Raw genomic sequence first — 20,076 nt, 5'->3', positions numbered from 1 at the left:
CCCCTGCATCGCACGAGCGATCGAATGACATCCTCACTCCTGCCCTTCCGATTTCGGCGCGGGCCGATTGCCGCCGCGGCCACCGCCGCGCAGACTCGTCAGGTAGCTCACCACATCGCGGATTTCGCGCGGCTGCAGAATGCCCGCCATCGGCGGCATGATCGAAACCGGCGCGGTCTGCGTGGCGATCTCCGCGCGCGGAATTGTCTGCTGGTTGCCATCGAACAGCCGCACCGTCACGGCCTCGGGCGTTTCCTTGGCCAGCGTGCCCGTGACCTCGGATTTGTTTTTCAAGGTGACGTTCACGATGCCGAAACCGGTGGCGATCTTCGCCGACGGCGCGAGCAACGCTTCGAGCAGGTAGGCGGCATCCCGCTGGGTGCCGATGGTGCGAAGATTCGGACCGACTTCGCTGCCGCCGTTCGACTCCACGGAATGACACGCGGTGCAGTTGGCCGCGAGATGGTTGGCCACGAGGTCGCGGCCGCGCCCGACATCGCCGCCGACGAGCAGTTCGTCCTGTGCTGCCGAGGCCGGTTGCGCGAGATAGGTCTTCAGCTTGGCGGCGAGCGCCGCGTTGGTCGCGCCGCGCGCGCGCAGGGCATCGATCACATCCAGTTTCACCGCGGGCGTGACGGTTCCCTTGGCGAGATCGCCCGCCAGCTGATCGAGCAGCGCGTCGGCCGCCGGATGCGCCGCCTTGGCCAGCAACGCGATGGCGTGCTGCTTCTCCGCCACCGTGGGACGATCGAGCGTCGCCCGCGCTTCGCGCGCGAGGCGTTCCGGGTTCTCCGGCAGCAACAGATCGAGCGCCGCCAGCTTGAGGGGCGTCGGAGCGTCCGCCACGAGGCCCGAACCCACCGCGCGCTCAAACGCCGCGCCGGATTTCGCCTCTCCGGCCATGAGCCGCAACGCCTGCGCGCGGAGTTCGCCCGAAGCCTGGTTGTCGGCCACGATCGCCGCGATCTGCTCGGGCCGCGCCTGCAGCGCGTGGGCGATCATGATTTCAATCGCGAGGGTCTTCAGGCCGGCGTCGTCGAGGGCGAGGAGTTGCTCCAGTCGGGGCGTGAGCACGCTGGCAATCGGCGCGGGCGTGAACGTGCGAGCCACACCGTCAACCAGATCGAGTCGCGGCGGCGCTTTCCAAAGCCGCAGCGTGGTCAGCGCCTCGGCGCGCAGGCCGCGGGGCGTCGCCGGATTCAATGCAAACGCGAGCAGGCGTTCGGCCGTCGCCGGCGTGCCGACGCGCAGACTGGCATTCATGGCGCGCCGCGCGATCACCTCGTTCGCGATCGGGCTGTCGAGCAGCGCCGCCAGCGCGGGCAGCGCCGCGGGAATCGATTGATCGTCGTGAATGGCCCGCGCCGCCTCGGCCACCACGAGCGCGTCCTTGTCCTGCAAATACGCCGCCACGGCCGGCGACGCCTGGCGCCGCAACGCGACGACCGCGGCGAGCCGCACATTCACCGCGGCCTCGGATTTCTTCGCGACCAACTGGTCCGCGGTCGCGCAGCCCGCGAGTCCGATCACCGCGGCCTGACGCATCACCGGATCGCCGCCCTCTTTCGCCGCGATCGCGAACAGCGACTCGACCGCCGAAGGCTCGCGATATTTGGCGAGCGCGATGGCGGCCTGCAGCCGAACGCGCGCCGAGGCATCGGCCAGCAGGGTCACGATGGCGCGGCCCTGCGCTTTCGCCCCAGTGAGAGCGGCATCGCCGAGGATCTTTGCGGTCTGCGCGCGAATTTCCGCATCCGCATCCTGCAGCAGGGTCGCGACCGACGCCGCGTCCGCGGCATTGCGGCGCAGCAGCTGGCCGTAACCCCACAGGCCGTGAATACGGGCGAGGAGCGTGGCCTTCGCGTCGCGAGCGCTCGCGAGCAGGAGTTCACCCCGGTTTCGTTTCGCGAGTTCAAGCTGCGCGCCCTGCCGCACGCGTTGGTCGCGATGCGCGAGCTGAGCCGCTAGCTCCGTATCGCTGCGCGCGGCGAAACCCGCCGACAGGATCGTCCGGACTTCCGCGCGGATCGGATCGGCCGCTGCGCCCTTCGCATCGACGCGCCACAGGGCACCGAGTTCGTCGAGCGGATAGCCGCCGATCCAGTCGACCATCATGAGCGAGCCATCGGGATGCCAGCTCATGCCGATGCCCATGATGCCATCGTTCACGATGCGGGCGTCGACCATCTTGAACGTCGCGCCGTCGCGCTCGATCTTGAAGCCGCGCATTTTGCCGGAAGGAAATTCGTTGAGGAGATAAATGCCGCGCTGCCGCTCGCCGAGGGCGGTGCCGGGATCGTGTTTGAAGCCGGCGGGACCGTCGGAATAGCTCGCGAGCGGCGGCAGAAGGTAAGCGGCCTGACCGGGAAACTTCGGCTTCCACAGGCCTTCGCGCATCCACGGGCTGTCCGTCTTCATGTACTGGAAGTTATTGCGCCAGCCGCTGTCGCTCGCCTCGACGATGTGCACGAAGCGTTCGCGCTCCGTCGGCTGGTCGGCGTCGTTATCCACTCCAATCAAGTCGCCAAACTCGCTGAACGCCGGCTCCTGCACGTTGCGGAGGCCGCGGGCATAGACCTCGAAGTTCGAACCGTCGGGATCAACGCGCATCGCCGCGCCTTCATTGGGATGGAAGAATTTTCGTCCCTCCTTCGAGGTCACGTTCACGCCCTTGTCGCCAATGCTCCAGTAAATGCGGCCATCAGGTCCGACCATCGGCCCGTGCATGTCGTGGCCGGCATAAGCCAGATGGATACCGAAGCCGTGCACGACGATCTCGCGGATGTCCGCGACGCCGTCGTCGTTGGTGTCCTTGAACCGCCAGAGATCGGGCGCGATTGTCGCGTACACCCAGCCGTCGTGATACAGGATACCAGCGGCGATGCCGGTGACCTCGGTATTAAAGCCCTCGGCAAACACCGTCATCTTGTCGGCCGTGCCGTCGCCATCGGTGTCGCGCAGTTGGTAGATGCGCTCGGTGTGGTGCGTGAGATCCTTCCAGTCGATCGAGCCATCACCGTTGTGATCGCGGAGCGAACCGCGCGGCGCGCGCATTTTCCCCGGGGCCAGTTCACGCCGGAAGAACGCGGCTTTTTCCTCGACGCTCGTGAGCGCGACATCGTCCGGGATCCACAGGGTGTGTTCACGGATGTCGAGATCGCCGACCTTGCGTCGCGTCGTGGCCGCCACGTAGACGCGCCCCTGCGGATCGACGGTGCAGGCCACGGGATCGGGGACGTTCAGGTCACCGGACCATTTGTGCAGCGTGAGTTCACCGGTGCCGCGGGCGTCCATGTCGGCGCTGCGCGTCTGGCCGACCTTCGGCGCGGGCCCGGCCTTGGCCTTGGGTTCCGGCGTTTGCGCCAAAAGCAGGGCGGGAAGGGAGAGAAAGGCGGCCGCGGCAACGACGTGCCGGCCGAGGGGAAAACGGGAATCGGGCATGGGAAGAGAAATGAAACGCTAAGTGGCGGCCAACGCCAGTGGCGAGAGGGTTTAACCGGGAGTGCAGGCGTCCCGCCTGCATTTCGGCCAACGCACCAGGCGGGACGCCTGCGCTCCCGGTTAAACGCGCACTCCCGGGAAAACGCGTGCGCTCCTCGCGGGTCAGGTGGGCAATTCCCAGCCCGCGCGATACGTCCCGCGAATCATCGGTTCGGTTTCCGGCAGGCCGGTCGCCTTCAAGTTCGCCGCATCCCATGCGATCGGTTTGCGCGCGCGCAGGGCGAGCACACCCAGCAGTGCGATCTCGGTCAGGCGCGCGCCATAGCTGAAGTTGCTGCTCGCCGCGTCCCCACCCTTGCAGGCGTCGATCCAATCGCGGTGATGGCCGTTGGATCGTTTCAAACTCTGGGCGGGCTTGGTCATGCTCGCGCGCAGGCTTTCGGGAAACACTCGCGGCGCGCCGCCGGCACCGTCGCATTGGATCGCGCCCTTTTCTCCGACGAAGAGCACGCCGCGTTTCGGCAGCGGGAAGGCACCGAGCGCGTCGGGATTGCGCGGCCGGAGTCCGCCATCGTGCCAGGTCAGACGAATCGGTGGCTGCGCACCGTGCGCCGGAAAATCGTAGAAGATCTGGCAACCGTGCGGCGCGATCTCGTCATCGTTCGGCCCCGACCACACCGCCTCGGCGCGCGTGGGCGCGGACAGATCGAAGGCCCACGTGGCGGCATCGAGATCGTGACAGCCGAAGTCGCCCATCGACGATCCGCCGAACTGCCAGAAATCGCGCCACGAGACCGGGTGGTACGCGGCGTTGAACGCCCGCGGTTCGCGCGGCCCCAGCCACAGATCCCAGTTCATGCCGGCGGGCACGGCCTGCGCTTCGGCGGGCTTCGTGACGAGTCCCGGGTTCCAGCGTTTCGTGCCGACCCACGCGTGGATTTCCCGCACCGCACCGATCACACCGGCGCGCACGTACTCGACCGTTTCGCGCATGCCGGGCGTCGAGTGCCCCTGATTGCCCATCTGGGTGGCCAGGCCGGTTTCGGCCGCCACGCGTGCGACTTCGCGCGCTTCGTGGATGTTATGCGTGAGCGGCTTTTCGCAGTACACGTGCTTGCCGGCGCGCATCGCGCGCAGCGACACATACGCGTGCAGATGATCCGGCGTGGCGCAGAGGACGGCGTCGATGGATTTTTCCTTCTCGAGCATCACCCGGAAATCCTCGTAGGCCGCGCAGCGGTAATTCGGCGTCTTCGCGGCGTAATGTTTCTCCACCTCGCCGACGGCCGGCAACCGCCCACCGCGGCCCTTGTAATAGTAATCCTCAAGACTGAACGACTCCGCCGGGTCCGCGACGGCGATGACCTGCACGTCAGACAGCGCGAGCAGGGCCCGCATGTTCTGCAGGCCACGGCCACCGACGCCGACGACCGCGGCGTTCACCTTTTCGCTCGGTGGCACGAAGCGCGGTCCGCCGAGCACGTGACGCGGCAGGAGGTTGAACGCGGTGACGGCCGTCGCCGTCGTCTTGATGAACTGCCGCCGGGTCGAGGGAGTGACTTTCATGGGGGTGGAGCTAATCCAGTCCAAGGAAAGCGAATCATGCGGTGAGGGAAAGCGGTTAATGCTCCCGGGAACCGGCTATTGCGCCGACGGTACGTGCAACCGATGCAGTTGAGCGTGGCGAGTGGTGGTCGCAAGGGCGATGGCTTGAACGGGACCGCGACCGCCCCCGGTCGCAATGAGCCGCTGCGACCGGGGGCGGTCGGAGTCCCGGCCCATCGTTCGTCTGCACGCGCTTTCTGGACCAAACATTCCGACCAGCACCTGCATCCTCCCCTCTATGGTTTTGACACTCCGCCGGCCCACGATTGGCCTTTGGCGTCCTCAGGCTCCAGTCTTCTCCCCGACAGTTCCATGGTTCGGCTCCCGCTTTGCCGGCACTTCAGTCCTCTTGTTCGAGCCGCCACCACGGCGGGCATGTTCGTCGGCCTTTTCGGCGGCGCGATCACTTTGAAAGCCCAGCCCGCGCCGCCCCCTGAGGCCGCGCCGGAGCCCGCCGGCACGCGCCGTTCGCTCACCCTGCGCCAGGCGATCGAGCTCGCGCTGTTTCACAATCGCGGGCTGGCCAAGGCCGGCCTCGACCGGGAGGTGCAGCGCTACGATCTCAAGGTCGCGCAGGATGAATTCGTGCCCGACCTCAACCTGACGTCGACCGCGCGCTACAACCCGGTGACCACGCGCGGCAACGAGGTGCTCACGCGCGCGGGCAGTGCGTCGCTGGCCGTCACGCAACGCGTCCCGACCGGCGCGCGTTTCGGCCTGACGTGGGACAACGCCGCCACCGATCGCACCGCCGCCAACAACAAGGTCTACGATTCGAGCGTGTTCCTGCAGCTGGATCAGCCGCTGCTCCGCGGCGCCGGTTTCGCCACCAACCTCGCCAACCTGCGCATCGCCCGGCTCACCGAGCAGACGAATGTCCTCGAGTTCAAACGCAGCGTGATCACGACGGTCACCAGCGTGGTGCTCACGTATCGCAACCTGCTGCAGGCGCAGCTGCAGGTCGAAGTCAGCCGGACCGCCCTCACCCGCGCGCAAGAGCAGCTGCGGGTCAACCGCGCGCTGGTTGCCTCCGGCATCCTGCCGCCGGTGGAGATCATCCAGACCGAGGCCGACATCGCGACGCGGGAGTTCAATCTCCTCACCGCCCAGGCCGCGCGCGACTCCGCCCGCTTCAGCCTCGTGCGGGTCCTCGATGTCCAGCGTGAAACCACGTTCGTCGCCAGCGACGACATCGCGCTGCCGAAATTCGCCCTCGACCTCGAGACCTGCCGACAGCTGGCGTTCGCGCACCGGCCCGACTACCTCCAAACCCTGCAGGGCAAGGCGATCTCGGATGTGATCGTCGATGTCTCGCGCAACAACCGGCTGTGGTCGCTGAACCTGAATTCGCGCTACCGTATCGCCGGCAGCGAACCGGGTTACCACAGCGCGCTCGATCAGGCGTTCACGCGCCTCAACGAGGACTGGAACGTCGGTCTCACGTTGCAGGTGCCCTTCGGCGATCTGACGCGGCAACAAACCTACGTGCGGGCCCGCGGCCGGGCGCAGAAGGCAGCCATCGACGTGACGGAAGTCACCGAGAACATCGAGATTGAGGTACGCGAGACGCTCCGCGCGATCGATCTGGCGCAGCGCCGCGTGGACGTCTCGGCCGTCGCGCGCGAACTGGCGGAGCGCAAGCTCGAGATCGAGAAAGGTCGGCTCCAAGCAGGGCGCACCTCGAACTTCGCCATCATCACCTTTCAAAACGATCTGGTGACTGCGCGCCTGAATGAGATCGCCGCGCAAATCAGCTATCTGAATACACTCACGCTCCTCGAGCAGACCCTCGGCACCACGCTCGCGGCGTGGGGCATTCGCATCGAGGATCTCGATCAACGGCCGGGGCCGGCCCGCGCCGTGCCCGCCGACACCTCCGCCCCCAACAGCCCTCGGCCGTGACCACCATGCCCGACTCCGCCGCCGCCACGCCCGAATCCCCGGATCTCAATCGCATCCTGATCCAGATCATGGCGCGCGTGACCGAGTTCCTCGAGGTCGAGCGCAGCACGCTCTTTGTGTTCGACGAGGAAAAGGGCGAACTCTGGTCGCCCGTCGCGCAGGGTGCCGCCAGCATCCGCGTGCCGCGCGGGCGCGGGATCGCCGCGCAGGTTTTCGAAACCGGCGAGACCATCCGCCTCGCCGATGCCTACGCCGATCCGCGCTTCAACGGTTCCGTCGACAAACAAACCGGATTTCGCACCCGCGATATTTTTTGCCGCCCCATCAATGACAGCGCCGGCCGGCGCATCGGCGTCATCCAGCTGCTCAACCGCCGGGCGGGACCGCTCACCGCGCGCGACGAAACCCTGCTCGATGCCATTTGCGGCCAGGCCGGCGTGGCGATCGAGAACGCGCAGCTCTTTCTGCGACTGAAAAAGGAAAGCGACGCCCAGCGCGAGCTGCACGGGCAGCTTGAGTCCAACCACACCGAACTGCAGCGGGCGTTTCTCAAGATCGAGGAAAGCGCCACCGTCCAAGTGCTGCTGGGACGCCGCATCCAGCGGGTGCGCCTGATTTCACTCGTGACGGGCGTCGCGCTGTTCGTGGCGGTCGGGCTCTTCGCGTGGCTCGGCACCGGCCAGAAGAAGACCGCCTCGCGCCCGATCGCGACCGGCGCGCCCCTCGCCTGGCACACCGTCGCCACCGCACCCGTCCGCACCGGCATCGCGCTGCTCGGCAACATCGAGCCGCTCGAAGTCCGCAACCTCACCGCACCGTTCCGCGGCCGGATTGCGGAGAAAAATTTCGAGTACGGCGAACTGGTCACCAAGGATCAGGTGCTTGCGCGGATGGATCCGACCGAAGTCGAGGTGGAGCTGCGCAATGGCGAGGCCGCGTTGTTCAAGGCGACCGCCGAACTCAAGCGGCTCGAGACCTGGGCGAAGAGTCCCGAAGTCGCCCGCGCCGAACGCAGCCTCATCAAGGCCCGGCTCAGCTTCGAGGCGAACCAGCGCAACCTGCGCGAAATGGAACAGCTCTCCGGGCTCGGCATCATCGCGCAGGCCTCACTCGACAGCGCGCGCCAGCAGTTCGCGACCCAGGAGGCGGATTTCCAGTCGGCGAAGGAGGAACTCAACAACGTTCTCGCCACCGCGACGCCCGATCGCATCACGACCGCGCGTTACGATGTCGAGAACACCCGGCTCCGCATTGAAGAACTTCGCGGCAAACTGGCCAAGGCCACGCTGCGCGCGCCGTTCTCGGGCATCGTCATCCTCCCGAACACCCGGCCGACCGCCGGTCGGGCGTTGGGCAACGACGGCTTCTACGAGCAGGGCATGAGCATCAACCAGTCGGAGATCCTGCTCGCGATCGGCAATCTCGAGGGCGTGGCGGTCAAGACGCGCGCCGACGAGATCGACATCGCGCGCATCCGCCACGACCAGGCCGTCGTGATCTCCGGCGACGGTTTTGCGCCCCACACCCTGCGCGGGCGCGTGGCCTACCTGTCGTCACAGGCGGTCGTGAGCGGCGCGCGGCCCTATTTTGACATCGTGGTCCGGACCGGGCCGCTGTCACCCGCAGAACTCGCCGCCGTGCGTCTCGGCATGTCCGCGCGACTCGATATCACGGTGTACGAAGCGCCCGCCGCGCTCGTCGTGCCCGTCAGCGCCGTGCGACGCAACGCCGGCGGCGCGGTGGTGTTTCGGCGTGGCAACGGTGACCAGCCCGAGTCCGTACCGGTGACCACGGGTGTCGTGCTCGCTGATCGCGTCGAGATTCGCTCGGGCCTGAAGCCGGGCGACGTCATTGCCACGCAAGCCAAGGCGGTGACGCCGTGACACCCGTGATCGAGCTCGAGTCCGTCGCGCGGACCTATCGGATCGGGCCCGTGCGGATCGCGGCGCTGCGCGCGATCTCCCTGCGGATTTACCCGGGCGAATTCGTGGCGATCACGGGCCCCTCGGGCTCGGGCAAATCCACTTTGCTCAACCTGCTCGGCCTGCTCGACCGGGCGGACGAGGGCGTGTACCGGCTCGATGGGCGCGACGTGGCGGCGTGCGACGACGACGAACTGACGCTGTTGCGCAACCGCAAGATCGGTTTCGTGTTTCAATCGGCCCCGATGCTGGCGCGACTCACGGTGCGCGAGAATGTCGCCGTGCCCCTCGTCTATCGCGGCCTCGCCCCGCGTCACGCCCGCGTCCAAGCGGACCAGATACTGGAACGCCTGCGTTTGTCGGCGCTCGCAAGCCACCACCCGGCCGAGCTCTCCGGCGGCCAGCAGCAACGCGTCGCGGTGGCCCGCGCCCTGGTCGGGCGGCCGCGGGTGATCCTGGCCGACGAACCCACGGCCGCGCTCGACGCCGCGACGGCCGACGCCGTCATGAGCGTGGTGCTCGAGCATGCGCGCGAGACGAACGCCGCCCTCGTGATGATCACGCACTCGCCGACGGACGCGGCCCGCGCGCACCGGCGACTCACCTTGGACGCGGGGCAACTGGCAGAAACCGACGCCGCCAACGCCGGGTCCGCAGTCGCCGCTCGCGGCGTCGTCGCATGATGCCGTTCCTGATCAATCTGCGCATCGCGGCCAGTGCGATCCGACACGCCTGGCGCCGCAACCTGCTCGCGCTCGGCGGCCTCGCCGTGGGCATCGCCGCGGTGGTCGCCATGCTCGCGCTCACGGTGATCGTCCGCCGCGAAGCCCTGCGGCAGTTCGATCGCAGCGGCTTGGACGTGCTCGCGCTGCGCAAGTCGTCCACCACCGCGAACCCCGCCGGCCGGCGGCCGCCTGTCCTGGATCTCGAAACCGTGCGGCAGATGGCGGCCGCGGTACCGGCGCTGGAACGCGTCGCCCCGCTGATGGAGCGCCGCGTCACGATCGGCTTTGCCGGCCGCGCGCTGCAAACGACGTTGCTCGGCGTGACCGAAGCCTTCTCCGATCTCAACGGGCTCAGCGCCGCGGAAGGCCGGCTCCTCACGGACTTCGATCGCACGGAGCCGCACGTCGTGATCGGTCGCGATCAGGCGGTGAACCTGCGCGGCGGCGGCAGCACGCCCCTGCTCGGCCGGCAAATCACCGTGGAAGGCCGGTTGCTGACCATCGTCGGGGTGCTCGGGCCGGCGCAGGCGATCCGCTTGCATCAGGGCGATCTCAATCAGGCGATGTTGCTGCCCGCGGAGACCTTTGCCCGGGTGCTGGACGGCGCCGAGATCAGCGTCATCTACGCGCAGCATCGCGGCGATGCCTCGCCCGCCGAGGTGATTGCGGATGCGATTGCCGATCTGCAGGCACGCGTCGAAGGCCTCGGGTTGCAGGGCACGAGTGCCGCGGAATTCGTGGCGGAGATGCAGCGGCAGCTGCGGCTGTTTGCGCTGCTGCTCGGCGCCACGGGCAGCATCGCGCTCGTGCTGGGCGGTACCGGCATTCTGAATGGCTTGATGACGGCGGTCGCGGAGCGGCGCCAGGAGATCGGCCTGCGTCGCGCGCTCGGCGCGCTGCGCAGCGACATCCACGCGCAGTTCATGGATGAAGCGGTGATCCTGTGCGCCGTCGGCGGTTCGATCGGAGTGCCGCTCGGACTGGTGGCGACCCGGATCATCGCCTGGAAGGCGGGCTGGGCGTATTTTCTCTCGCCCGCCATTCCCGCCGCGGGCATCGCGCTCGCGCTGGTCGTCGGCGCAGTCGCCGGCTTCCTGCCCGCGTTTCAGGCCGCGCGCTTGCGGCCCGTGGTGGCGATGAAGCCGACCACCTAACCGGCACCCGCGGCGTCGGTCGGACAGCGATCGGTCACTCCGTCCGCCGGCGCAACCGATCGATCGCGACGGCGATCACGATCAGCGAGCCCTTGGCCACCAGTTGCCAGAAATAGGATACGTTGAGCAGCGTGAGACCGTTGTTCAGCACCGCGATCACCAGCGCGCCGTACAAGGTGCCGAGCACGGTGCCCACGCCGCCCGCGAAACTCGTGCCACCGAGAATCACCGCTGCGATCGCATCGAGTTCATAGCCGGAACCGAGCTGGCCGTTGGCGCTGTAAAGCCGGCTCGCGCTCATCACGCCACCCAGTGCCGCGAGCGTGCCGCTCAACAGATACACGCCGACGAGCATCGCGTTCTCATTGATGCCGGCGAGCCGCGCGGCCTCGGGATTGCCGCCCACCGCATAAACATCACGGCCGAAAACCGTGCGCCGCAACACGAACGCGCTCACGCCAATCACCGCGAGCGCGATCACCACGAGCCACGGCACGGGCCCGAGGTAGTCGTTGCCCATCCAGGCAAACGCGAGGTCGTTGTTGATCACGGTGGTGCCGTTCGCGAGCAGGTAGGCGGCGCCGCGCAGCGCCGTGAACGTGCCCAGCGTGATGATGAACGGAGGCAGGCCGGCATACGCGACTGCGATGCCGGTGGCCGTGCCGATGAGCGCACCCGCCGCCAGGCTTGCCGGCACCGCGCTCCACGCCCAGCCGTCGATTAACGAGAGCTGCACTGCGAGCACGGCCGTGACGCCGAGCACGGATCCGACCGCGAGATCGATGCCGCGGGTGAGAATCACAAACGTCATGCCCGCTGCGAGCACGACATTGATCGACGCCTGCCGCGCGACGTTCACGAGATTGGCCGTCGTGAGAAACGTGGGCGTCAGCACCGTGAACACGCCCGCGACGCCAATCAGCATCGGCAGGATGCCGAGCGCATCGAACACCCGGCGCGTCGCGCCCGCGGCTGGCCTCCCCGCTCTCACTTCGCCGTCCACCCTTTGTACTGGCCCACGGTTTCCCGCGTCACCAGCGACACCGGCACGAGCAAGGGATCGGCCGCCGGGGCGCGGCCCTGCAGGAGGCCCACGCCGACCTCGACCGCCTTCGCCGCCATCGCAAACGGATCCTGTGCGGCCGTCGCGAGGAACGCGCTTTTGCCGTCACGCAGCGCCTTCTCCGCATCCGGCGCGCCATCGACGCCGACGACAAACACCTGGTCCCGCCGGGCCTGACGAATCGCGAGCGCAGCGCCGAGTCCCGTCGGATCGTTGATCGCAAAAATCGCGGCCAGCTGCGGATTCGCGGTGAGGAGATCGGTGGCGACATTCATGCCGCCCATCCGGTTGCCGCCGGCGTTTTGATCGCGGGAGACGACGCGAATACCGGGATGCCGGCGAAACACCTCTTCGGCGCCGCGCACGCGATCCATGACGGCCGACACCGGCGGTCCGTTGATGATCGCGACCTCGCCCTTGCCGCCCAGTTTCGCGGCGAGAAACTCCGCCGCCAGGCGTCCGGCCTGGAGATTGTCGGACATCACCGTGGCCGACACGCCGCCTTCGGCCGCGACGTCCACCGCCACCACGATGATGCCGGCCGCGCGCGCCTTCTTCACCATCGGGGCGATGCCCTTCGTGTCCGCCGCGTTGAGCACAATCAGATCGACCTTCGCCGCGATGAAATCCTCCAGCTGATTGGTCTGCTGGTTCAGATCGTAGTTCGACGACACGGCGCTGAACTTCACGCCCGGGCCGCCGAGTTCACGCACCTTGGCCTCGGCGCCCTTCGCAACCTGGACGAAGAACGGATTGCCCAGATCACCGACGGTGAGTCCCACCGATCGCAGCGGACGCGTTGCCGGGGCCGCGGACGCCGGCAACGCGGCGGCGAGGACGAGCACGGTGGACAGGAATGAAAGGCAGAATCGCTTCATGGCTGACAGGGGTTCAAACGAAGGGTGTGGCGAGAATCGTCTCCGGCCTCGCGGCTGACCACCGCAACGTGCGGGCTTTTGGGCAAAGCTCCACTCCGAAGTCATCGCGTGACAGCGGGCGCGGACGGCCCTGACGTTTTCTCCTGCGCCGTTTTCCGCGGCTGCTTCGCCTTTTCCCCGGCGGGCCGAATCGGCGGTCCAAAGTAAGGAAATTTATCCCAACCATCGTACGCGGGATCGACGCGCGGATCCGCGGTGTCTCGCATCCATTGGTCGACGCGCGCACGCAGCTGTTGTTTCGGCGCAGCGTACGCGGCGTCGGCCGCGACATTGCGGAGCTGGTGCGGATCCGAGCGCAAATCGTAGAGCTCCTCGGCCGGCCGGCGTTCCAGCGCCAGCGTGCGAAAGCGCGCGAGTTCCGGCCGGCCCGCTCCGTTCACGAGCAGTTCCTTGAGCGGCGACAGGTCCACGTCACCGAAAGGACCGACGGAATGATACAACTCGGGATCGCCGGCGGGCCAGCGATCGGGCCGCAGGTTCCACAGGTAAAGAAACTCGCCGGTGCGGATGCCGCGGACCGGATAACTCAAGTCGCCGCGGCGCACGTTGGCGTGACGCTCGCGCTCGAGAAACACCGCGTCGCGTGGCGTCGATTCCGCCCGCCCCTGCAGCAGGCCGGCGAAACTCCGGCCGGTCATCGCGCGCGGCACCGGCACGCCGGCGATCTCGAGGAAGGTCGGGGCGAGATCAGTGAGACTTACGAAGCCCTGCAGTTTCCCGCTGGCTTTCACGCGCCCGGGCCAGCGAATCGCCAGCGGGACTCGGGTTCCGGTGTCGTAGCAGTTGGCCAGCCCGCGGGGGAACTGCCAGCCGTTGTCGCTCGTGTAGATCACGATGGTGTTATCCAGCTCGCCGCGGCGTTCCAGCTCCGCGAGCGCCTCGCCGATCGCCTGATCCATCCGGCGCACGCCGCCATAGTACGCCAGCAGCGAACTGCGCGTCGCCGGATCGTCCGGGAACTGCGGCGGCACGACCAGCTTCGCGGGATCGAGGCCGGCCAGCCCCTCGGCGTCGTAACGCCATTTGTGCCGCGCCGTGTCGATGTTACCCAGCCAGAAGAAAAACGGTTTCGACGCGTCCTTCGCCGCGAGAAAGCCGGCAAAGTCATTGTACTCGCGCCCGACCGGGTTGTCGGTCCAGCCGAAGTCCTTGAAGTTGCCCGGCGACCACCCCTTGCCGGTGAAGCCTACGTCGTACCCGCCCGCGCGCAGCATGTCCGTGAACACCGGATACGCCCGGTCAAACTTGCTCCACAGGCTGGCGGCATCCGCCAGCTGGTGCGCCGCGCGGCCGGTGAGGAGGCTTGCCCGCGTGGGCGAACACGAGGGCACCGGGCAGAACGTGTTCGCGAACAGCATGCCTTCACGCGCCACGCGATCGAAGACGGGCGTCTGCGCCAGCGGATCGCCGAGCACGCCCGCATGGGGCCAGCCCCAGTTGTCGGCGAGGGCGAGCAGGATGTTGGGCCGGCGCGAGTCGGCAGCGGACGCCGCCGCGGCCCACGCCACACTTGCGCACAGGATCAGGGGAAAACGGATACGCATGGGGAACACCAGGACGCTGGATGCGCGGCAGCCCGCGCTCAAGCCGGGAGGCGGCGGACGCTGACTACCCGTTGAATCTTCTCACCCGACTCAAGAGCGGAAACGAGCAACGGCCGGACCGGGATTCCCCGCGGAGCTACTTTTTTCGCCGGCTCCGCAGGCGCTTCCGGCCATACTTCGCCTGCGCTTCGGCCACCGCAGGAGTTGCGGTAGCCGGCAGAAGCAATTCCCACGGCTCAAGCCCTAGCCCATTTGCCAACTTCTCCAGTGTCGAGAGGCGGAGATCCGGTTTTCGTCCCGCCTCAACTGCCTGATAATGCTTATACATCAACCCGGCGCGTTCCGCCAACCCCTCTTGGGTGAGGCCACGGTGTTCCCGCAACTGCCGCAATCGATTTATCAGGCGCTTCGACGTCTCGCTTTCCATGGACGAGCTTAACCGCCGGCGCTAAAGCCTTACACCCCAGCATCGGTAGTGATTCTTTGGCTACGCGTGAACCAAGACGCGCACTCATAGCGCGGCGGGGCCAGGGCGCTACATGCCAGCCTTTCCTCGCCGCAATCGACAGATGCGGCGGACAACGCGAAGGAGACTCGAAGCTTTACACCCTACTATTGGTAGTGCGATTAACACGTGCGGCCAATTGGCGCCAAGATTGGCGTCTCCGCACGACCGACTGCGTCCCTGGCGGTGTCACCGCCAGCAATAGGGCCGCGTAAAACCCACCATGACATCCTTCCGTGACGCATGCCAGGTACAATCGAATGCACGCCCATCCGGGCCTGTCGACCAAACCCACGGGATTCAGCGATGAGTGACCGAAAAGCCGGCTCACGGCCCAGCATTCACACCATCCTTGGTCAGTTTCGCGACGAAGCGACCTCTAACCGGGACTTAGGCGATCGTTTCGAGCGGCTCATGTGCCGCTATTTCGAACTCGATCCCATTTATCAGGATCGCTTCTCCCGCGTCTGGATGTGGAACGATTTTCCCCACAAGGGAAAAGTCGGCGACGTCGGCATCGATATCGTGGCCGAGGAGCGGGCGACGAACGAATTCTGCGCCATCCAGTGCAAATTCTATCTCCCCGACCACACGCTCGCGAAGGAAGACATCGATTCGTTCTTCACCGCCGCGGGCAAGACCCTGTTCACCTCCTGCATGATCGTTTCAACCACCGACCGGTGGGGAAAGAATGCGGAGCACGCCCTGGCCAACCAATCCAAGCCCGTCACGCGCCTGCGGGTGCAGGACCTCGATTCGAGCCCGATTGACTGGTCCAAATTCGACCTCAAACGCCCGCAGGATCTCACCGTCCGCAAGCGAAAGACGCCGCGGGACCATCAGAAAGCCGCACTGAAGGACGTGGTCGACGGCCTCACCGCCGCCGACCGCGGGAAGCTCGTCATGGCTTGCGGCACCGGCAAGACCTTCACCTCACTCTGCATCGCGGAACGACTCGCACCGCAGGGCCACGTGCTCTTTCTGGTGCCGTCGCTCTCACTGCTTTCCCAGAGCCTCCGAGAATGGACCGCTGAGGCGACTCAACCGCTGCACAGTCTGGCCGTTTGCTCCGACGCCAATATCGGGAAGAAGCACACGAAGGGCGACGACGATCAGGCCGACATCACCACGCACGATTTGGCTTTTCCCGCGACCACGTCGCCCCGGCAGATCGTCCGGCATTACGAGGCCACTCACGCGGTTGCTCGGAAAAAAGCCGCACCCGCGCAGATGACCGTCGTCTTCTCGACCTACCAGTCGATTCAGGCCGTGGCCGACGCGCAAAAAGCGGGATTGCCCGACTTCGACCTGATCATCTGCGACGAAGCTCACCGCACCACCGGCGTGACCCTGAGTGGCGACGACGAGAGTCACTTCGTGAAAATTCACGACGCTACCTTCATCCGCGGGAAGAAGCGCCTGTACATGACGGCGACACCGCGCATCTACAGCGACGACACCAAGGGCAGGGCCAAGGACGCCGACGCGGAACTCTGTTCGATGGATGACGCCGCGATCTTCGGGGCCGAGTTGCACCGCCTAGGCTTCGGCGAAGCCGTCAGCAAGGGGCTTCTTTCCGATTACAAGGTGCTCGTTCTCGCGGTGGACGAGAAGTACGTTTCGAAGACGTTCCAGGGCCAGATCGCAGACGCCAACAACGAGCTCAACCTCGACGACGCCGTCAAAATCACCGGCTGCTGGAACGGCCTCGCGAAGCGCGTCGATCGCGCCACCGCCGCCGAAGCTGATCTTGAAGGCGACACCGGCCCGATGCGCCGCGCCGTCGCCTTTTCCCGTTCCATCAAGGACTCGAAGGCCTTCACGGAAAAATTCGCCCAGTTGATCGAAGCGTACCGGATTGCGCACCCCGACGAGGAAAACCTCCTCGACTGCAAACTCGACCACGTGGACGGTACGTTCAATGCCCTCCGGCGCAACGCGTGTCTCGACTGGCTGAAGACCGACGCGCCGGACCACACCTGCCGCATCCTGTCCAACGCACGCTGTCTTTCGGAGGGCGTCGATGTGCCGGCCCTCGACGCCGTGCTCTTTCTCAATCCCCGCAATTCCGTCATCGACGTCGTGCAGTCCGTGGGTCGCGTCATGCGTCGGGCCGACGGGAAGAAGTACGGCTACATCATTCTCCCTATTGGCATCCCGGCCGATATGGCACCTGAGGAGGCACTCAAGGATAACGAAAAATACAAAGTCGTCTGGCAGGTGCTGCAGGCGCTGCGCGCGCACGACGACCGCTTCAACGCGACCGTCAACCAAATCGAACTCAACACGAGCCGACCGAATGCCATCCAAGTCATCGGCGTCGGCGGCACGGAGCCCGGTGAAAAACGCAACGGCGATGACGGCCCGTCCGTCCGGGATGTTCAGGGAGCCTTTGCCTTTCCCCACTTGGAGGAATGGAAGGACGCCATCTTCGCCCGCATCGTGCTCAAATGCGGCGACCGTCGCTACTGGGAAAGTTGGGCGAAGGACGTCGCCGTCATCGCCGAGCGTCACACCACCCGAATCAAGGCTCTGCTGGATTCAGGCGAGAAACGTCACAAGACCGCCTTCGCCGATTTTCTGGCCGGTCTCCGGGAAAACCTGAATCCCAGCATTTCCGCCGACGACGCGATCGAGATGCTCTCCCAGCACCTTATCACCCGCCCCGTCTTCGACGCGCTGTTCGCGAACTACGCCTTCACCCAGCACAACCCAGTGTCCATCGCCATGCAGACGATGCTCGATACCCTCGAGGATCAGGCGCTGGAAAAGGAGACGGCCGCACTGGAGAAATTCTACGCCAGCGTCCGCGAACGCGCCACCGGCATCGACAACGCCGAGGGGCGGCAGCGCATCGTCATCGAACTCTACGATAATTTTTTTCGCACCGCGTTCCCGAAGGTGGCCGAGCGGCTGGGCATCGTCTATACGCCCGTCGAGGTCGTGGACTTCATCATCCACAGCGTGAGCGACGTCCTCCGGCACGAATTCAATTCCGGACTCGGAGACAAGGACGTCCACATCATCGATCCGTTCACGGGTACAGGTACTTTCATTGTCCGTTTGCTGCAGAGCGGTCACATCAAGCCCGCCGATCTCCTGCGCAAATATCAGCACGAGCTGCACGCCAACGAGATCGTCCTCCTCGCCTACTATATCGCGGCCATCAACATCGAAGAGACTTTCCATTCGCTGCAGCGCGCAGTCGAAAAAGACACCGGAAAAAGCTCCGCCACGCTGGGGAAGACGGACGGCTACATCCCGTTTGAGGGCATTGTTCTCACCGACACGTTCCAGATCTCGGAATCGAAGGGTGAAATGGAGGAAAAAATGTTTCCCGAGAACAACCGGCGCGTGAAACGGCAGAAGCAAAGTCCCATCCGGGTCGTGATCGGCAATCCGCCGTACTCGGTGGGTCAAGGTGACGCGAATGCAAACAACCAAAACCTTAGATATCCGGGCCTCGACGGGCGCATCCGTTCAACTTACGCTGAACGATCAAACGCTACACTCAAAAATAGCCTTTATGATAGTTACGTTCGCGCTTTGCGTTGGGCCAGCGACCGCATCGAAGTACGAGGCGTCGTGGGGTTTGTCACCAATGGATCGTTTATCGACAGCAATGCGCTCGACGGCGTCCGCGCCAGTCTCGCTGACGAATTTACCAGTGTCTATGTCTTCAATCTTCGCGGGAACATCCGAACTTTCGACAAGGCGGAAGGACAAAACGTTTTTGGCCAGAGCAGCATGGCGCTTATCGCAATTTCTCTGTTCATAAAAAATCCAGATAGGAAGAGGAGATGTGAAATCTACTACCATGACGTTGGGGACTATCTAACTCGTGAGGAAAAGCTTGGTGCCATCAGTCGCCTTCGGAGCCTCAACGGTATCCACCGAGAGAAAGGTTGGATGCGCATTTCTCCAAATTCCAGCCACGACTGGATCAATCAACGCGATCCGGTTTTTGAAATGTTTGTTTCGCTTGGTGATAAAAAGAACGACCGCACTAAGGCTATATTCGAAACCTACTCACACGGTCTAAAAACAAATCGGGACGTGTGGTGCTACAACTATTCACGAATTACAGTTACCCAAAACATCGATCGTATGGTTTCGTTTTACAACGAACAGGTCAGGGGTTTTTCAAAAGTTAGCAGCGGGAAGTCCAAAACGGAATTAGCGAAATTTGCTGACAACTTCGTTGATACCGATGCTCGCAAAATCTCATGGTCACGGAGTCTCAAGGCTGATCTCACAAAAGGCGTGAAGCACTTGGTTCATTCCAGTGCCGTGCGCATTGGTCTTTATCGGCCATTTTGCAAACAAGCAGTTTATTTTGATAGGCACCTCAATGAACTGCAGGGACAGCTAACGAAGTTTTTCCCCAAAGCCCCGTTACAAAATCTTCTCATTTGCGTCACTGGCGTAGGAAGCCGTGTGGAGTTTTCCGGAATCGTTTGCGATGCCCTACCCGACTTGAGCATGTCCGCTCAAAATGGAACAAGTCAGTGCTTCCCGCTCTACCTCTACGAAAAAGCCGAACCGCAAGACGACGAACTCATACCCACGGAACAGGAAGGTGAACTCGTGGACGGCTACCGCCGGAGGAGCGCCCTCACCGACGCAATCCTCGCCGATTTCCGCGACGCTTACGATGCGAAGGTTACGAAAGAGGATATCTTCTACTACGTTTACGGGATCTTGCACTCGCCGGAGTACCGGACCCGCTTTGCCAGCGATCTGAAGAAGATGCTGCCGCGCATTCCATTCACGCAGACGACGGCTGACTTCTGGAACTTCAGTCGCGCGGGTCGTGACCTTGCCCACTGGCACCTGAACTACGAAACCATCGCGCCCTATCCCGTCCAGGAACACACCGGCGCCCTCGCGCTCGATCCGGCGAAGGACTTCCTCGTCCAGAAGATGACCTTCGGTCGGAAGGACAAGCAGGTGGATAAATCAGTCATCAACTACAACAGCCACATCACCCTTTCGGGCATTCCGCTTGCGGCCTACGACTACGTTGTGAACGGCAAGCCTGCCATCGAGTGGATCATGGAGCGCTACCAAATCACCCGCGACAAAGACAGTGGCATTCCCAACGATCCCAACGACTGGGCCCGAGAGCATCACCAGCCGCGCTACATCCTGGATCTACTCAAGCGCGTCATCACCGTAAGCATGGAGACAATGAGGATCGTCCACGCACTGCCATCGCTCAATGAACGCGTTTCTAAGTGACGAGGCATCGACTATCGGTTCGGCACCCAAAGCCAG

11 protein-coding genes are annotated in these 20,076 nt (G+C 64.9%); 5 read left to right on the top strand and 6 right to left on the bottom strand.

Annotation, left to right across the window (positions count from 1 at the left end):
* Positions 1-33 precede the first annotated feature (33 nt).
* Both ACLJEU_RS08630 and ACLJEU_RS08625 read right to left on the bottom strand, forming a co-directional pair.
* Complete coding sequence (locus tag ACLJEU_RS08630; protein WP_414662203.1) at positions 34-3,441, bottom strand: DUF7133 domain-containing protein; 3,408 nt, start codon at positions 3,439-3,441, stop codon at positions 34-36.
* Positions 3,442-3,603: 162 nt separating this feature from the next.
* Positions 3,604-5,007 carry a Gfo/Idh/MocA family protein gene (locus ACLJEU_RS08625; RefSeq protein WP_414662202.1) on the bottom strand — a complete coding sequence of 468 codons (1,404 nt, stop codon included), beginning with the start codon at positions 5,005-5,007 and terminating at the stop codon, positions 3,604-3,606.
* Positions 5,008-5,421: 414 nt separating this feature from the next.
* On the opposite strand from ACLJEU_RS08625, the gene ACLJEU_RS08620 reads away from it, so the two are divergent.
* From ACLJEU_RS08620 to ACLJEU_RS08605, 4 genes are read left to right on the top strand one after another with little or no spacing between them, the layout of a single operon-like run.
* The gene (locus tag ACLJEU_RS08620) at positions 5,422-6,948 is read left to right on the top strand and encodes a TolC family protein (RefSeq protein WP_414662201.1); all 1,527 of its coding nucleotides are present in this window, start codon (positions 5,422-5,424) and stop codon (positions 6,946-6,948) included.
* Positions 6,949-6,953: 5 nt separating this feature from the next.
* Positions 6,954-8,831, top strand: coding sequence for a GAF domain-containing protein (locus ACLJEU_RS08615; RefSeq protein WP_414662200.1), 1,878 nt, complete (start codon positions 6,954-6,956; stop codon positions 8,829-8,831).
* On the top strand, positions 8,828-9,553 hold the full coding sequence (locus ACLJEU_RS08610; protein WP_414662199.1) for an ABC transporter ATP-binding protein: 726 nt from the start codon (positions 8,828-8,830) through the stop codon (positions 9,551-9,553). The genes ACLJEU_RS08615 and ACLJEU_RS08610 overlap by 4 nt, the downstream gene beginning before the upstream one ends.
* On the top strand, positions 9,550-10,749 hold the full coding sequence (locus tag ACLJEU_RS08605) for an ABC transporter permease (RefSeq protein WP_414662198.1): 1,200 nt from the start codon (positions 9,550-9,552) through the stop codon (positions 10,747-10,749). Before ACLJEU_RS08610 ends, ACLJEU_RS08605 begins: the two co-directional genes overlap by 4 nt.
* Before the next feature lie 34 nt (positions 10,750-10,783).
* On the opposite strand, the gene ACLJEU_RS08600 is transcribed toward ACLJEU_RS08605, so the two are convergent.
* The 4 genes from ACLJEU_RS08600 to ACLJEU_RS08585 form a co-directional block, all read right to left on the bottom strand.
* Complete coding sequence (locus ACLJEU_RS08600; protein WP_414662627.1) at positions 10,784-11,674, bottom strand: ABC transporter permease subunit; 891 nt, start codon at positions 11,672-11,674, stop codon at positions 10,784-10,786.
* 62 nt (positions 11,675-11,736) lie between these two features.
* Positions 11,737-12,690, bottom strand: a complete 954-nt coding sequence (locus tag ACLJEU_RS08595; RefSeq protein WP_414662197.1) for an ABC transporter substrate-binding protein — start codon at positions 12,688-12,690, stop codon at positions 11,737-11,739.
* Between the two features lie 101 nt (positions 12,691-12,791).
* On the bottom strand, positions 12,792-14,294 hold the full coding sequence (locus ACLJEU_RS08590) for a sulfatase family protein (RefSeq protein ID WP_414662196.1): 1,503 nt from the start codon (positions 14,292-14,294) through the stop codon (positions 12,792-12,794).
* A 136-nt stretch (positions 14,295-14,430) separates the two neighbouring features.
* Positions 14,431-14,721, bottom strand: coding sequence for a helix-turn-helix domain-containing protein (locus ACLJEU_RS08585; protein WP_414662195.1), 291 nt, complete (start codon positions 14,719-14,721; stop codon positions 14,431-14,433).
* A gap of 384 nt (positions 14,722-15,105) precedes the next feature.
* Between ACLJEU_RS08585 and ACLJEU_RS08580 the strand changes: the two genes are divergently transcribed.
* On the top strand, positions 15,106-20,040 hold the full coding sequence (locus tag ACLJEU_RS08580; RefSeq protein WP_414662194.1) for a DEAD/DEAH box helicase: 4,935 nt from the start codon (positions 15,106-15,108) through the stop codon (positions 20,038-20,040).
* Positions 20,041-20,076: the final 36 nt, after the last annotated feature.

It is taken from the genome of Terrisphaera buseokensis, assembly GCF_047521145.2.
Taxonomy (GTDB): domain Bacteria; phylum Verrucomicrobiota; class Verrucomicrobiia; order Opitutales; family Opitutaceae; genus ER46.
The sequence above is the reverse complement of the archived record's forward strand: the minus strand, read 5'-3'. Positions and strand labels throughout refer to the sequence as shown.

What these genes read in the sequence shown, in the direction of transcription:
- ACLJEU_RS08630 (WP_414662203.1), bottom strand. Translation starts at nt 3,441, where the DNA reads ATGCCCGATTCCCGTTTTCCCCTCGGCCGGCACGTCGTTGCCGCGGCC.
- ACLJEU_RS08625 (WP_414662202.1), bottom strand. Translation starts at nt 5,007, where the DNA reads ATGAAAGTCACTCCCTCGACCCGGCGGCAGTTCATCAAGACGACGGCG.
- ACLJEU_RS08620 (WP_414662201.1), top strand. Translation starts at nt 5,422, where the DNA reads ATGTTCGTCGGCCTTTTCGGCGGCGCGATCACTTTGAAAGCCCAGCCC.
- ACLJEU_RS08615 (WP_414662200.1), top strand. Translation starts at nt 6,954, where the DNA reads ATGCCCGACTCCGCCGCCGCCACGCCCGAATCCCCGGATCTCAATCGC.
- ACLJEU_RS08605 (WP_414662198.1), top strand. Translation starts at nt 9,550, where the DNA reads ATGATGCCGTTCCTGATCAATCTGCGCATCGCGGCCAGTGCGATCCGA.
- ACLJEU_RS08600 (WP_414662627.1), bottom strand. Translation starts at nt 11,674, where the DNA reads ATGCTGATTGGCGTCGCGGGCGTGTTCACGGTGCTGACGCCCACGTTT.
- ACLJEU_RS08595 (WP_414662197.1), bottom strand. Translation starts at nt 12,690, where the DNA reads ATGAAGCGATTCTGCCTTTCATTCCTGTCCACCGTGCTCGTCCTCGCC.
- ACLJEU_RS08590 (WP_414662196.1), bottom strand. Translation starts at nt 14,294, where the DNA reads ATGCGTATCCGTTTTCCCCTGATCCTGTGCGCAAGTGTGGCGTGGGCC.
- ACLJEU_RS08585 (WP_414662195.1), bottom strand. Translation starts at nt 14,721, where the DNA reads ATGGAAAGCGAGACGTCGAAGCGCCTGATAAATCGATTGCGGCAGTTG.
- ACLJEU_RS08580 (WP_414662194.1), top strand. Translation starts at nt 15,106, where the DNA reads ATGAGTGACCGAAAAGCCGGCTCACGGCCCAGCATTCACACCATCCTT.